Genomic DNA, 14,087 nt, shown 5'->3' with positions numbered 1-14,087 from the left:
GACGGCCTCCCCGGCGTGTGCGCCGGGGAGGCCGGGAGAGCGGTGGCGGACGTCGTCAGCGCCTGATCTCCTTGATCCGCAGCATGCGTGTGATGACCTTGTCCAGCTCGTCGTCCTCGAAGACCTTCTTCCAGTCGTCCTTGACGATCGACTCGCGGCCGTAGTCCATGGCGATCAGACAGGCGTCGGAGAACGGGTTGTCGCCCTTGAGGGTGTTGGCCAGCGCCACCTGGGTGTGGCCGAGGAGCATCGCGCGGGCGGCCTTCTCCGGGACGCCGACAGTGTGCACGGTCTCGTGCAGCGCCTCGGTGAGCAGCGCGCCGACCATGCAGGCGATGGTCTCGACCAGGGTCGGTTCCAGGACGGCGAGCTGCTTGACCGTCACCCAGTGCACGTCCACGACCGGCGCGTACATGGTGCGGATCACGGACTCGGCCAGCTCCTGGACGGCCGGGTCGGGGCCCTCGAAGGAGGCGACGACCTCCTGCGGCGCGGCGATACCGCCGAAGGTGTCCGCGTACTCCTCCTTGGTGGTGCGCTCCAGGAAGACGGACGGGTGACAGGGGTGGGCGACGGCGTTGTGCACATCGTCGCGGCGGGTGAGCAGACCCGCGTAGGCCGCGGCCGGGTCGAGGGTGAGCAGGACGGAGCCGGGCCTCATCAGCGGGACGAGCTGCTCGGAGACGACGCCGAGCACGACGTCCGGCACGGCCAGGATGAGGACGTCCGCCTGTGCGGCGGCCTCGGCGGAGTCGGTCAGTTCACGGCCGAGACCCCGGATCAGTTCCTGGCCCTGGGGCGAGTTCTCGGCGAACAGCACCCGGAAGTCGCTCCTGACGAGGTTGTCGGAGACGCGCCGGCCCATCTTTCCGGCGGCACCGATGACGGCGACGGTCTTGTTCTCGATGGCCATTACTCGCTCCTCTGAAGTGTGCTGATGCAGTGCCGGGTCCACCGGTCCTCGATCCGGGCGGTGGTCTCGAATCCGTCGTCCTGCCACGGAAGCCAGTGCTCCACGATCTGATTGATCCCGCGCTGGCCTGGCCGTACGGTCGCGGTCATATGGGCGTGGTCGAGCTGTCCCTCGCCCAGCGGACAGCCCGCGTAGGTGAAGCCGACCCAGCCGTCCCGCCGGGTGAAGGCGAAGTCCTTGACATGGATGTTGACGACATGGGGAGCCGTCGCCTCGACGACGTCCCGGGGGTGTTCCAGCCGCGCCACGCAGTTGCCCGGATCGAGCACGACACCCAGGTGGGGGTCGTCGACGGCGCGGATGACGGTGAGGAGGTCGTCGGTGGAGACCTGTTCGTAGGTCTCCAGGCCGAGCGTGACGCCCTGGTCCGCGTAGGCGGGGACGCTCGCGCGCAGCAGCGCGGTCGCCTCCGCGGTGTCCGGCCGGTGGTCGGTGGTGTTCATCATCGAGCGGACGAGCGTGACATCGAGCGTGCCCGCCAGTTCGAGATAGCGCGCGAGATGGTCCCGCCCGATACCGCGGGTGCCCAGTTCCAGGGTGATGCCCAGGTCCTCGGCGGTGGCGCGGATGTCGGCGAGCCGGGTGTCGTCGAAGGTCTCGATCAGTGGGTAGTCACAGATCTGGAAGACATCGCCGCCCAGTTCACGGGTGTTGACGAGCATCCGCTCGACGGTGAGGGGCTTCGGCGCACGGGACGAGAGGCGCCAGAAGTACGCGTAGGTGCTGAGTCCGTACGCCATCAGCTGCCCGCCTTCGCCGTGCGGTCGCTCATCTCGTCGAGGATCCGCTCGACGGCGTCCGGATCGTGGGCGAAGCGCCCGAGGAACAGTCCGTCGACTCCCTCTCCGAGGCTGCCGAGCAGCCCGGGGCCGGCGCTTCCGCCGTAGATCACCCGGCTGCCCGCGTACCCGGGGCGCGCCGCCAGCCAGGAGGTCAGGGCCGCGCAGACCGTGGTGATGTGTTCCGGGGAGGCGGGCCGAGGTGCGCCGATCGCCCACTGCGGTTCATAGGCGACGACGACCTCGCCGCCGTCGCCGCCGTCGTGCTGGGCGGTGGCCAGGATCCGTGCCAGCTCGGCGACGGTACGGTCGGCCGCCTCGGCGGGGCCGGCCGGGTCCAGTTCGCCCACGCAGAGCACGGGCGTGAGGCGGTTGCGCAGGGCGGCGGCGGTCTTGGCCGCGACGACGGTGTCCCCTTCGCCGAAGAGCCGGCGCCGTTCGGCGTGGCCGACCTCCGCGTAGGAGCAGCCGATCTCCTTGAGATACGGGCCGGAGACCTCGCCGGTGAAGGGGCCCCGGTCGTCGGTGGCGAGATCCTGCGCGCCGACGCGGACGCCCGTACCGGCGAGGAGGGAGCGGAGCGGGACGATCGCCGGGAAGGCCGGCAGCACGAACAGTTCGGTGCGGCCCTCGGTGACGGCCGGGTGCCGGGCGGCGAGGTCGCCGACGCGGCGGGCCCAGTTGAGGGTTTCGTGATGTCCGAAGTACATCTTCAGACTCACCCCGAGCAGGGTGGTGGCGGACATCAGGCGGCGGCTTCCTCATCGGTCGCCGCATCGGTCGCGTCGCCGGTCGCGTCGTCGGTCTCGTAGTCGTTCATCAGCTGGACCTTGGCGGCGGAGGCGGAGGACTCGTCGAAGCGGTAGGTCAGCCACTCGCCGGCCAGCCGGCGGGCCAGCTCCAGACCGACGACGCGCTGGCCGAAGGTGAGCACCTGCGCGTTGTTGGAGAGGACCGCGCGCTCGACGGAGAACGAGTCATGGGCGGTGACGGCGCGGATGCCCTTGACCTTGTTGGCGGCGATCGCCACCCCGAGGCCGGTGCCGCAGACGAGCAGCGCGCGGTCGGCCTCGCCGCGCGCGACCAGTTCGGCGGCGGCGATCGCGATCGTCGGGTACGCGGTGTGTCCGTCGGCGTCCACACCGACATCGGTGACGGTGGCGACCAGATCGCTCCGCTGGAGGTCCCTCTTCAGTGTCTCCTTGTAGTCGAAACCGGCGTCGTCCGAGCCGACGACGATCCGCAGCTTGTCGCTCATGGGGTGTTGCTCCTCGGTGGGTGGGGGTCAGTGCGTGGCGAGTACGCCGTGCACGGCGCGGACGATCAGGGCAAGGGAGTGGGCGCCGGCGTCCGGGGTCCCGAGGGACCGTTCGGCGTGCGGCCTGGCCCGTCCGACACGGGGGACGAGACCGGCGGTGGCCTTCGCGGCGTCCTCCGCGGCGGTCGCGGCGCGGTGCCAGGCGTCGGGGAGCGCCGCGCCGTCGGCGACGGCCCCGGCGAGGACGTCGGCGAACGGTACGAGGACGTCCACCATGGTCTTGTCGCCGACCTCGGCGCCGCCGAGCCGGCGTACCGCGGCGGATGCCTCGGACACACCGTGCGCCACGGTCCCCGCGGTGGGCGCTTCGGTGTCGCCCAGCGCGGCGCCGACCGCGTGGAGCAGTACGCCCCACAGCGCGCCGGATGTGCCGCCGGCCCTGTCCGCCCAGGCGTCGGCGGCGGCGCCGAGCGCCGTACCCGCGCCGGCGCCGGCCTCGGCCGCGCGGACGGCCGCCGTGTGGGCGGCCCCGGAGCCGCGGCGCATCCCGATGCCGTGGTCACCGTCACCGGCGACGGCGTCGATACGGCCCAGCTCCTCGGCGTGGGTGTCCACCGTGTCCTTGACGGCGCGCAGCGCGGCGACGGCTGTGGCGGCGGCGGTACGGGAGACCTCGGTGGCGGGCGGAACGGTCTCGCCCGGCTCGTCGGTCCGTATCTCCTGGGCGGGTCCCGGGACGGGGGCGGTGACCTCGCCCTTGCGATAGGCAGGGGTGTCGGCGCCGGCCGTCCACAGCGGTTCGAGTTCCTCGTCCAGCCAGCACAGGGTGAGCGAGACGCCCGCCATGTCGAAGCTGGTCACCAGCTCGCCGACCTCGGGGTCGACCACCTCGACGCCCGCCTCGGCCAGGAGCTGGGCCACCCGCCGGTAGACGACGAAGAGTTCCTCGTACTTGACGGTGCCGAGCCCGTTGAGGATGACGGCCGCGCGCTCGCCATGTGGCCGCGTGACGCCCTCGGGCAGTTCGTCGAGCAGCGCGGAGACCAGCAGTTCGGCGGCGCCGTCGGCGCTGGGCACCTCGCGCTCGCCGATGCCCGGCTCGCCGTGGATCCCGAGGCCGACCGCCATCCTGCCCTCGTCGACCGTGAACAGGGGGTGGTCGGCGCCGGGGAGCGTACAGCCGCTGAAGGCGATCCCGAAGGAGCGGGTACGGGTATTGGCGTGCCGGGCGACGGCGACCACCCCGGCCAGATCGCGGCCCTGCTCGGCCGCCGCCGCGGCGGCCTTGAACACGGGGAGGTCACCGGCGATGCCCCGCCGTTTGTCCTGGTCGGCCCGGTCCGCGCTGGAGATGTCGTCGGTGACGGAGACACAGTGGGTCTCGATGCCCGCCGCGTTCAGCTGCCCGGCGGCCTGCCCGAAGTGCAGGACGTCGCCCGCGTAGTTGCCGAACATCAGCAGCACTCCGCCCCCGGCGTGGGCGTGTTCCGCGACGGTACGGATCTGCCGGGCGGACGGCGAGGCGAAGACATTGCCGACCGCGGCGCCGTGCGCCAGTCCGGGGCCCACCAGACCGGAGAACGCCGGGTAGTGGCCCGAGCCACCGCCGATCACGACGGCGACCTGGCCCCGGGGGGCCGGTGCGCTCCGTACGACCCCGCCGGACACGGGCCGTACCCAGCGGCGGTGGGCCGCGACAAAGCCTTCGAGCGCCTCGTCGGCGAAGGCGGCGGGAGCGTTGAACAGGCGGGTCATGTCAGTGCACCTCAAGAAGCGGCTGGTCCGTGGGGTGGGAGGGGCCGGCGGGCCGGCGTCGGGAGAGGGCGACCATCAGCGCGGCGGACAGCAGCATGAAGCCGCCCACGACGAACATGGAGAGGGTGTAGCCGCCGCTGAAGTCCTTGAGCCAGCCCGTGACATAGCCGGCGGCGAAGCCCGCGATATTGCCCGCCGTGTTGATGAGGGCGATGCCCGCCGCCGCTGCCGCGCCGGTGAGGAAGCGGGAGGGGATCGACCAGAAGACCGGCAGCGCGGCGAAGATGGCGCAGGCCGTCACGGTGATGACGGAGATGGTCGCGGCCGGGGAGTCCATGTAGAGCGCGAGCGGGATGGAGATTCCGCCGACGACGGCCGGGCCCGCGACATGCCAGGTGCGGGTTCCGTGCCGGGTGGCGCTCCGGGACCAGAAGAAGAGGACGACGGCGGCCGGCAGATACGGAATGGCGGTGATCAGCGCCTTGTCCATCACGCTGAACGACGTACCGAAGCTCTCCTGGAACCCCTCGATGATCGTCGGCAGGAAGAAGGCGAGCGCGTACAGGCCGTAGATGAAGCCGAAGTACACCATCGCGAGGACCCAGACCCGGCCGCTGCGGAAGGCGTCCTTCAGTGCCTCACGGCCATGGCCACGCTCCGAACTCCCGGTCTTGGTGGCGTTCTCCGCGGCGAGTTCGCCGGTCAGCCACTCCTTCTCCGCGGTGGTCAGCCACTTGGCGTCGGCGGGACGGTCGATCAGATAGAACCAGGCGACGACGCCGAGCAGGATCGCGGGGATCGAGACGAACAGAAACATCACGCGCCAGCCCTCAAGACCGAACAGACCGTGGTGGCCGATCAGCCAGCCGGCCAGCGGGGCGCCGAGGACGGTGGTGAGCGGCTGCGCGAGATAGAACAGCGCGAGCACCTTCGTACGGTGCCGGGTGGGCACCCACTGGCTCAGGAAGAGGATCGCCCCGGGGAAGAACCCGGCCTCGGCGACACCGAGCAGGAAGCGCAAGGCATAGAGCTGGTCGCTGTTCTGCACCCAGGTGAAGAGGAGGGAGACGATGCCCCAGGTCACCATGATCCTGGCCAGCCAGCGGCGGGCACCGAAGCGGTGGAGCGCCATATTGCTGGGGACTTCGAGGACGATGTAGCCGATGAAGAAGACACCGGAGGCGAATCCGAACTGCGCCGCGGTGAGCGCCAGATCCGTCCCCATCCCGTTCGGCTCCGCGAACGAGACAGCGGTGCGATCCAGATAGTTCACGAAGAACATCAGGGCCACGAAGGGGACAAGCCGGATCGAGACCTTCTTGATCGCTGATCTCTCCACGGCGGATGGCGCGGACGGCAACGCGGTGGCACCCATGGCGACTCCTCGGCTGCGCCGGACAGCTCTGTCCGGACTCGGGGCACAGTCGGCAGCGATCGTGGCTGAAACAGGGCGCAGCTCCCGCTCGACCGACTGATGTGTCTTCAACGTAACCCTCGGAAGAAAATTGGTCACCAATTGACCAATGTGGGGAGGGTCACTTTTCGAGTGACCTGCATCTCTCTTGACAAAGCCGTTCGCGCCGCGCCGACGGGGTGTGTACGGACACCCGTGAGCAGCGGGAATACCCATCTGGTGTACTGGTGACCGTGACCAGTCAGCCCGATCAGCATCCGTCCGGTTCACCGGATCTCGCCCAGCTGCTGCGCCCGGTGGTGCGCGAGTCCTCGGTCAGCGAGGTCGCCAAGCGGCTTCTCGACCATCTGTCCGCGGGTGACATCAAGCCCGGCACCCGGCTGCCCGCGGAGCGCCAGCTCGCCGAGGCGCTGGGGGTCGCGCGCTCCAGCGTGCGCGGCGCGCTCTCGGCGCTCGATGTGCTCGGCATCATCGAGATCCGCCCCGGCTCGGGCTCATATGTACGCGAGGGGACCTCGGAGTTCCTGCCGCGCGCCATCAACTGGGGCCTGATGCTGGGCCAGCGGCGCACCCAGGATCTGGTGGAGGTGCGCACACACATGGAAGGCGTGTCGGCGCGACTGGCGGCGGAGCGCGCCACCGAGGAGGATGTGGCGCGGCTCGAAGAGCATCTTCAGCGGATGCGGGACGCGGGTACGGATGCCGCCGCGTTCATCGACGCCGATATCGCCTTCCATCTGGAGACGGCGAACATCGCGCGCAACTCGGTGCTCAGCGACATCCTGCACAGCATCCGCGCGCTGCTCCAGGTGTGGATGGAGCGGGTCAGCGATCTGGAGGGCACCGTCAGCGGCACGCTCTGCGAGCACGACGCCGTGCTGGAGGCGATCCGCGCGCACGACCCCGACGCGGCGAACGAGGCGATGGCGGAGCACATGCGTATGGCCAACGCGCGACTGCGGGAGTCCATCGGCTCGGACGAGCGGCCGGCCGGCTGACCGCCGCCGGCCGTCGCCTTCGCCCGACTGCCCTCGTTCCTTGGCCGGTTACCGGGCCCGACCGCCGTCGAAGGGCCGGGCGGGCAGCTCGCGACGGCCGCGTACCGGTGAGCCGAGCAGAAGGAGTCCGGCCAGCGGGACAGCCGCGGTGAGGATCCACAGCGCGGGCCGCGCACCGAGCGCGGAGCCGAGCGCCCCGCCGAGCAGCGCGCCCAGCGGCAGCGTGCCGTAGTTGAGGAACGACGAGCCGGCGGAGACCCTGCCGAGCAGCTCGGGCGGGCAGTAGCGCTGCCGGAAGCCCGCCACGACGACATTCACCGCGACCACACCGGCGGAGACACAGAAGCCGCCGACCGCGAAGAACAGCACCCCGGCGCCCGGGGACGAGAGCGGAATGAGCAGCGCGAGGGCGGACGGCCCGAGCGCGAAGAGGAGTACGGCGCGCGCCGTACCGATCCGGGCGGCGATCCGCCGGGACACGAACGCCCCCACCACACCACCGGCGTTGGCGACGGCGATCAGCACGCCGACCGCGCCCGAGGCCAGGTGGACGTCCTTGACCAGGAAGACGACCAGGAGGGACTGGTACCCCATCAGGGCGAGGTTGGAGGCGGCCCCGTACAGCGAGAGCGCGCGGAACCACGGGTCGCGGGCGACGAGCCGCAGCCCCTCCCCCATCTCCCCCAGCAGCGCGCCCGCCGGACGGCGCTCCTTCACGACGGGCGGCTCGCGGTGGCGAATGGCGAGCAGACAGCCCAGGCTGATCGCGAAGGTCCCGACGTTGGTCAGCAACCCGCCGACCGCGCCCGCCAGTTGGACGAGGAGTCCACCACCGCCCTGGCCCGCGATCATCGCGGCGGACGCGCTGCCGTGCAGGGCGGCGTTGCCCTCCTGGAGGTCCCCGGGTTCGAGGATGGCGGGGAGGAAGACGGTGTACGCGGTCTGGAAGAAGACCGCGGCGACGCCCGCGAGCAGAGCGACGGCGAGCAGCAGGCCGAAGGTGAGCCGACCGGTCCAGTGGGCGAGCGGAACACTGAGGAAAAGGACGAGCGATACGGCGACGGACGCCAGCATGACCGGGCGACGCGGCAGCCGGTCCACCCAGGCACCCGCCGGAAGTCCGATGATCAGCCAGGGCAGCCAGGCCGCGGCGCTGAGCAGGCCGACGGCGAACGCGCCCACGTCCATGGTGGAGACGGCGGCGAGTGGCATCGCGACTCCGGTGACGGCCGCGCCGAACTTGCCCGCGACCTCACCGCCCCACAGCAGCCGGAAGTCACGGTGGCGGCGGAGCAGACCGCCGCTCCGGGGCGCGGACGCGGACTCCGGGGCGCGCGGGCTCAACTGAGCGTGTGTGGCAGGCATGCCGGCCACTCTATGTTGCAGAGAATCCTCTGCATAGAGTTCTCGGCTTATTTTGCAGAGAATCCTCTGCATGTTCTTCGGGTGTCCCGGCGGCTCAGTCTCCGGGTCCGGCGCCGCCCTTCAGCCAGCACAGCGCCGCCGCCGTCATCGCCGTGATCCCGGCGGGCAGCGCGGTACGGACGTCCGGGGCGAACTCCGGCGAGTGGTTGGGCGGGAGGGCCGCGAGCTTCTCCTCCGCCGATCCGGGGGTCCGCGCCCAGGTCTTCGGGCCCACCGTGCCGAACATCCAGTAGGCGAGCGGAATCCCCGCCATTCCGTGCACGGACACCCCCGCGTCCCCGTACAGCGGGAAATCCTCGCTCGCCATGGCCGGCGGCCAGGGCGCCACCCGTTCACGCCCGTAGAGCGCCAGATGGGCCTCGCGTACCAGCTCCGTCGCCCCGGGGTCGGGATGGGTCACCGGGGAGCGGGAGACGACCGTGATCTCCGGGTCGCGGGGACAGCCGGACGCGGCGCACTCCGCCCGTACGATCCGTTCCACCGAGGCCGCCATCCGGTCGAGCGCGCGCTCCGACATGGCGCGGACGGTGATGCCGAGCGTCGCCCGGTCGGGGATGAGATTGCCGCCGGATCCGGCGTGGAAGGAACCGACGTTCAGCACGGCCGGTTCGGTCGGGGCGCACTCGCGCGACACCACGTTCTGCAGCCGCAGGACCGCGGCCGCCGCGGTGACCAGCGGATCCACCGCAAGCTGCGGGGTGCCCGCGTGGCCGGCCCGGCCATGGACGACGGCCTCGAAGCCGACGCTTCCGGCGAGCATCGGACCGTACCCATGGGCGACCATGCCGCCGGGCAGCGGGGCGGAGTGCTGTGCCAGGACGGCGTCCGGCCGGCCGAACCGCTCGTACAGCCCGTCCGCCAGCATGGCCCGCGCGCCCGCGAGGGTCTCCTCCGCGGGCTGGCCGACGATCACGACCGTCCCGCGCCACCGGTCCCTGGCGCGGGCCAGCAGTGACGCCGCGCCCGCCGCCGCGGCCAGATGCAGATCGTGGCCGCAGGCGTGCATCACCGGGCCCTCGCTCGCGTACGGCAGCCCGGTCCGTTCCCTGACCGGCAGCGCGTCCAGTTCCGCGCGGATCAGCACGCGCGGTCCGTCCCCGTTGCGCAGAACGCCGACGACGCCATGGCCGCCGACTCCGGCCGTCACCTCGTAGCCCGCTTCCGTCAGCCACTCCCCCAGCCGGGCGGCCGTGCGCCGCTCCTCACCGGAGAGCTCGGGGTGGCGGTGCAGGTCCAGATAGAAGGCGACCGCGGGACGGAGAATCCGCCGCACCCCGTCCAGGACGGGGGTGTTCTCACCGGGATACGCGACGGGTACGTGGTTCACCCGCCCATCCTGCGGCAGGGGCACGGCGGGTGACCTACAGACCACTGACACGACCGGTCAGTGGAAGACCTGCCGATGTGGAAGTGGGGTCGGCTGGAATACCTGTGGCACGACAAGGGACCGCCGGGGAAAGCCTGGTGGCCCGGCCTTCCCGCTTAGGAGTCACCATGGCTGACAAGACCCTCCTCGCCTCCCTCGCCGACGAGATCATGGAGCTGGAGTCGGAGACCTTCGAGATCTCCGACTACTCGGACGCCAGCGAGGTCGTGCTCGCGGGCTCCACCAGCTGCAGCTCGACGTCGACCTGCTCCTCCACCACCAGCACCACCTCCTGCAGCGCCTGATCCTCCGCGCTCCGCACAACGGGCGGGCGGCCCCCGTGACTTCCACAGGTGCCGCCCGCTCCGCTGTGTCCGGCCACCGCCCCCGCATCACGGAAACGGATGCGGCACGAGCCGGATCTCCGCTTCCGTCAGTTCCCGGTCGCGCAGCCCCGCCCGGAACGCGGCGCCACGCAGTCGCGGCATACGCGGCGCGCGCTGACGCGTCCAGCCGAAGTCGATCGGCAGCAGACCGGGGACGATCGTGGCCACCGTGCGCAGACCGATGCGGTGCTGCTCCGGGGTGGTCTGATCGACGACGATGACATCGTGTCCCGCCCCGGCCAACGCGTCGCGGCAGTACGCCACATCGTCACGCAGGTCGCCCGTACGCGGCCGTTCCCGTTCCTCCCAGTCGCGGTACACCTCCGTCATCGACCGCACCGCGGCGGGCTCCAGATAGGTACGGACGTGCTCCGCCATCCTCGGCAGGCCGTAGAGCTGGGCATGGTCCTTGAGATGCAGCACCTTCCCGAAGTCCTCGGCCATGGCCTCCAGTTCGGCCCGGCGCTCGGCCACCTGCCGGGGCAGATGCGGGATATACGTGAGCACCTCGGAGAGAGCCCCCTCCAGGGCCGCCGCCGGGTCAAGGCTCGCGCCGGCGCCGAAGGAGAAGGTGCCGGGGCCGCCGTCACGCCGTACGGCCAGGCCGGTGACGACCGGTACGCCGAGATCGATCCTGTTGTCGAAGGCATGGACGTCATAGCCCTGGAGCGCGGCCCGGTCGATCATGGTGCGGACGGTACGGTTGTCGAGCGAGCCGAGATCGATCTCGGTGAGCGGGGTGGCGCCGTACCAGGCGACCAGGAACGCGTCCCGCTCGATGAGTTCGAGGAGCCCGCCGAGGATCGCCTCCTCCAGACAGCCGCCTATCGCGCAGCCGTTGGAGCATTCGAAGACGAAGTTGTCGGAGGCGAGGCCCGCGCTGTAGTGGACGAGCCTGGCCGGAACCAGCACCGGCCGCTCGTCGCGCAGGGAGTGGCCCCAGACCCAGGGGATGGGCCTGTCGGGGTCGAAGGGGCTGACCATCGGGTCGTCACGGTAGGTCTCGGGCGCGTAGAAGCCGCAGGTGGCGGGGTCGAGGGCGGGCTCGCCGAGATCGCTGTAGGCCGCGGTGAGCAGGGTGGTGCCGGTGCGCCGGTGTGTACCCGCGTACCGCTCCAGGCCCTCCAGATAGGCCAGATCGCGGCTGGCGTCGAAGCCGTTGGCCTGGCCGCTCCAGGTGACATCGGTCAGCCCCGCGTAGCCGCGCATGAAGACGCTGCCGGCGACCGGCGCGGTGGTGGGTGAGGTGACATTGATCCAGGTGCCCGCGCCGAGGACCCCGGAGACCGGGTTGGCGAGCGCCATGGCCGGCATCGGGTACGCGGACGCCGGGCGCAGCCGGTAGGTGTCCGGGGCGGGCTTCGGCCGACTCACCGGACCGAAGCCCTCCTCGGCCGGGCTGTCCGTGCCGCGTGGCCCGCAGTGCGGGCAGAGCGGATCGGCGAGCAGCGGATAGGTCCGCACTTCGAGCGTGGCGAGGTCGAGGCGGGAGACCTGTGGGAGGGAGCGGTCGGCGGCGCCGGGGCCCGGCGGGAGCACGGTGTCCGAGAGGAACACCGCGCGGTGGAGCGCCTCCACGGCGTCCAGGGCGTACGGAGTGAGCCGGGGCCAGAGGCCGACCGCGCGGGTACGCGTTCCGGTCTCCAGGGCGTCCCGCTCGGTACGGGTACGCAGCCGCTGCCAGCGCATGGCCAGACACTGGCCGCAGGCGGCGGTCGCGTCGTCGCCGCCCCAGGGGCCCACCAGCACGGCCCCCGAGGTGAGCTGGACGGTGGCCCCCGGGCGTACGGCGGCGTGCCGGTCCTCGCCCCGGTGACCGAGCACATCACCGGCGCCGAGGGGGACCACGGTCGGCCCGGCTGCGGGGCCGAGCCGTACGGTCAGCTCCCGGCGCAGCAGCTCGCACGCGGCCTCCAGCGGAGCGCCGTCCACCGCCGCGTCGGTCGTCGTGGTGGTGGTCATGTGGAGTTGCTCCAACGGAACGTCTTCACGGCCAGCGCCCCGAAGATGACGGTGAAGACGACCAGTCCCCCGCATCCGAGTGCGATGTCCCCGAGGTCGCCCCGGCCCGAAAGGGCGGCGGACACCGCGTCGTTGAGATAGCGCAGCGGCAGCACCCGCGAGATGGTCTGGAGCCAGGACGGCATCATGTCCAGCGGCAGGAACGAGCCGGAGAGGAAGGCCATCGGCACCATCAGGCAGTTGGCGATGGCCGCGACCGCCTCGGGCGTGTTGGCGTACGAGCCGATGACCACGCCGATGGTGAGGAACGCCGTGATGCCGAGCACCAGCACGGGCAGCGCCAGCGGCCACCGGGCGTTCAGCTCCAGACCGAACAGCGGCAGCATCGCCACCGCGATGAACACCACCGCCTGGAAGACCCCCACGGCGAGGGCGAGCACATAGCGGGAGCCGAGGACCGACGACAGCCGGGTGGGGGTCATCCGGATCAGCCGCAGCAGATCGTCGCAGCGCCACTGCATCAGGGTGAAGGCGACACCGAAGACGGCGGCGTTGGCCACGCCCCAGGACATGACGCCCGGCGCGATGTAGGAGATGTAGGGACGGCCGGTCTCCTCCACCTCCTGGCCCCGGAAGATCAGTCCGAAGACGACCAGGAAGAGCAGCGGGAAGGCGAAGGTGAAGAAGAGGGTGGCCTTGTCCCGGACCTGTGCCCGGTAGCCGGCCGCCGTCAGTGCTGCGTACGCGCTCATCCCTGCTGCTCCGTGTCGTTGGTGTCCGTGCCGACCGTGGGGTCCGTGCTGACGGTGGGGTCGTTGCTGCCGGTGGTGTCGTTGCTGCCGGTCAGTTCGAGGTAGACGTCCTCCAGCGTGGCGGTGCGGGTCTGGACACCCTCCAGACCGCCGAGCGCGTCGACCGCCTGGAGGACCTTCCCGGACTCGGCCGTCTCCAGGACGAGGGAGCCGCCCTGCTCGGTGACCCGGTCGACCCCCGGGATGGCCGCCGCGTCCTGCCGGCTCATCCGTTCGGCGGGGATCAGCAGACGGGTCGGCGCCCCGGCGGCGGTCACCAGATGGTGCGGGGAGTCCAGCGCGACGACCGAGCCGGCCACGAGGATCGCCACCCGGTCGCAGAGCGCCTCGGCCTCGTCCAGATGATGAGTGGTGTAGACGATGGTGCGGCCCTCGCTCTTCAGCTCGCGCAGCACCTTCCACAGATCGCGGCGGGCCTGCGGGTCCAGGGCGGCGGTCGGCTCATCCAGGAAGATCAGCTCGGGGCCGTGGACCAGGGCCGAGGCGATGGCCAGGCGCTGGCGCTGGCCGCCGGAGAGATTCTCGACCATGACATCACGCTGATCGTCCAGCCCGACGGTACCGAGCGTGCTGTCCGCGTCGGCGCGGCTCGCCCCGTACAGGGCCGCGACGGTACGCAGATGCTCGCGCGCGGTCTGGCGCACGAAGAAGGCGGAGGACTGGGTCTGGACACCCAGCCGCGGCAGCAGCGCCACATTCCGCGGCCAGGGGGACTGGCCGAGAACCGAGACGCTTCCGGAGTCCGCCTGGCGCAGGCCTTCCATGATCTCGACGAGGGTGGTCTTCCCCGCGCCGTTGGGGCCGAGGAGTCCGAAGAACTCCCCGTGGCCGACCTGGAGTGACACCCCGTCGACGGCCTGCCGGTCCCCGTATCGTTTGCGTACGTCCTCGACGACGATCGCCGCTTCGGTGGCCGCCTCGTGCGGCACGGACGCCATGGTCCTGGCCTCGCTCATGTG

General features: G+C 71.2%; 13 protein-coding genes. 2 read left to right on the top strand and 11 right to left on the bottom strand.

The window, feature by feature from the left end:
- Positions 1–55: 55 nt before the first annotated feature.
- From AB0M67_RS06875 to AB0M67_RS06850, 6 genes are read right to left on the bottom strand one after another with little or no spacing between them, the layout of a single operon-like run.
- Complete coding sequence (locus tag AB0M67_RS06875) at positions 56–913, bottom strand: phosphogluconate dehydrogenase C-terminal domain-containing protein (RefSeq protein WP_365743411.1); 858 nt, start codon at positions 911–913, stop codon at positions 56–58.
- Positions 913–1,713 (bottom strand): TIM barrel protein, encoded by an 801-nt coding sequence (locus tag AB0M67_RS06870; RefSeq protein WP_365743409.1) that lies wholly within the window; start codon positions 1,711–1,713, stop codon positions 913–915. The genes AB0M67_RS06875 and AB0M67_RS06870 overlap by 1 nt, the downstream gene beginning before the upstream one ends.
- Positions 1,713–2,498, bottom strand: coding sequence for a triose-phosphate isomerase family protein (locus AB0M67_RS06865; RefSeq protein ID WP_365743407.1), 786 nt, complete (start codon positions 2,496–2,498; stop codon positions 1,713–1,715). Before AB0M67_RS06865 ends, AB0M67_RS06870 begins: the two co-directional genes overlap by 1 nt.
- On the bottom strand, positions 2,498–3,010 hold the full coding sequence (locus tag AB0M67_RS06860; protein WP_365743405.1) for a ribose-5-phosphate isomerase: 513 nt from the start codon (positions 3,008–3,010) through the stop codon (positions 2,498–2,500). Before AB0M67_RS06860 ends, AB0M67_RS06865 begins: the two co-directional genes overlap by 1 nt.
- Positions 3,011–3,037: 27 nt before the next feature.
- On the bottom strand, positions 3,038–4,765 hold the full coding sequence (locus AB0M67_RS06855; protein WP_365743403.1) for a dihydroxyacetone kinase family protein: 1,728 nt from the start codon (positions 4,763–4,765) through the stop codon (positions 3,038–3,040).
- A gap of 1 nt (position 4,766) precedes the next feature.
- Positions 4,767–6,140: an MFS transporter gene (locus AB0M67_RS06850; RefSeq protein WP_365743401.1), complete on the bottom strand. Its 1,374-nt coding sequence runs from the start codon at positions 6,138–6,140 to the stop codon at positions 4,767–4,769.
- A 266-nt stretch (positions 6,141–6,406) separates the two neighbouring features.
- Between AB0M67_RS06850 and AB0M67_RS06845 the strand changes: the two genes are divergently transcribed.
- Positions 6,407–7,177 carry a FadR/GntR family transcriptional regulator gene (locus AB0M67_RS06845; protein WP_365743399.1) on the top strand — a complete coding sequence of 257 codons (771 nt, stop codon included), beginning with the start codon at positions 6,407–6,409 and terminating at the stop codon, positions 7,175–7,177.
- 48 nt (positions 7,178–7,225) lie between these two features.
- Here the strand turns inward: AB0M67_RS06845 and AB0M67_RS06840 are convergent, their stop codons facing one another.
- Positions 7,226–8,542, bottom strand: coding sequence for an MFS transporter (locus AB0M67_RS06840; RefSeq protein ID WP_365743397.1), 1,317 nt, complete (start codon positions 8,540–8,542; stop codon positions 7,226–7,228).
- A gap of 94 nt (positions 8,543–8,636) precedes the next feature.
- Positions 8,637–9,884 (bottom strand): amidohydrolase, encoded by a 1,248-nt coding sequence (locus AB0M67_RS06835; protein ID WP_365743720.1) that lies wholly within the window; start codon positions 9,882–9,884, stop codon positions 8,637–8,639.
- Positions 9,885–10,096: 212 nt separating this feature from the next.
- Here AB0M67_RS06835 and AB0M67_RS06830 point away from each other — a divergent pair, with 212 nt between their 5' ends.
- Positions 10,097–10,273: a thiazolylpeptide-type bacteriocin gene (locus AB0M67_RS06830; RefSeq protein ID WP_249950498.1), complete on the top strand. Its 177-nt coding sequence runs from the start codon at positions 10,097–10,099 to the stop codon at positions 10,271–10,273.
- Between the two features lie 87 nt (positions 10,274–10,360).
- Here the strand turns inward: AB0M67_RS06830 and AB0M67_RS06825 are convergent, their stop codons facing one another.
- From AB0M67_RS06825 to AB0M67_RS06815, 3 genes are read right to left on the bottom strand one after another with little or no spacing between them, the layout of a single operon-like run.
- On the bottom strand, positions 10,361–12,316 hold the full coding sequence (locus tag AB0M67_RS06825) for a TOMM precursor leader peptide-binding protein (RefSeq protein WP_365743394.1): 1,956 nt from the start codon (positions 12,314–12,316) through the stop codon (positions 10,361–10,363).
- Positions 12,313–13,068, bottom strand: a complete 756-nt coding sequence (locus AB0M67_RS06820; protein ID WP_365743392.1) for an ABC transporter permease — start codon at positions 13,066–13,068, stop codon at positions 12,313–12,315. The genes AB0M67_RS06825 and AB0M67_RS06820 overlap by 4 nt, the downstream gene beginning before the upstream one ends.
- Positions 13,065–14,084 (bottom strand): ABC transporter ATP-binding protein, encoded by a 1,020-nt coding sequence (locus AB0M67_RS06815; RefSeq protein ID WP_365743388.1) that lies wholly within the window; start codon positions 14,082–14,084, stop codon positions 13,065–13,067. The genes AB0M67_RS06820 and AB0M67_RS06815 overlap by 4 nt, the downstream gene beginning before the upstream one ends.
- Between the last annotated feature and the right edge of the window lie 3 nt (positions 14,085–14,087).

Source organism: Streptomyces sp. NPDC051662 (genome assembly GCF_040681655.1).
In the GTDB taxonomy this organism is placed as follows: domain Bacteria; phylum Actinomycetota; class Actinomycetes; order Streptomycetales; family Streptomycetaceae; genus Streptomyces.
This window is presented reverse-complemented; position numbering and strand designations above follow the sequence as displayed.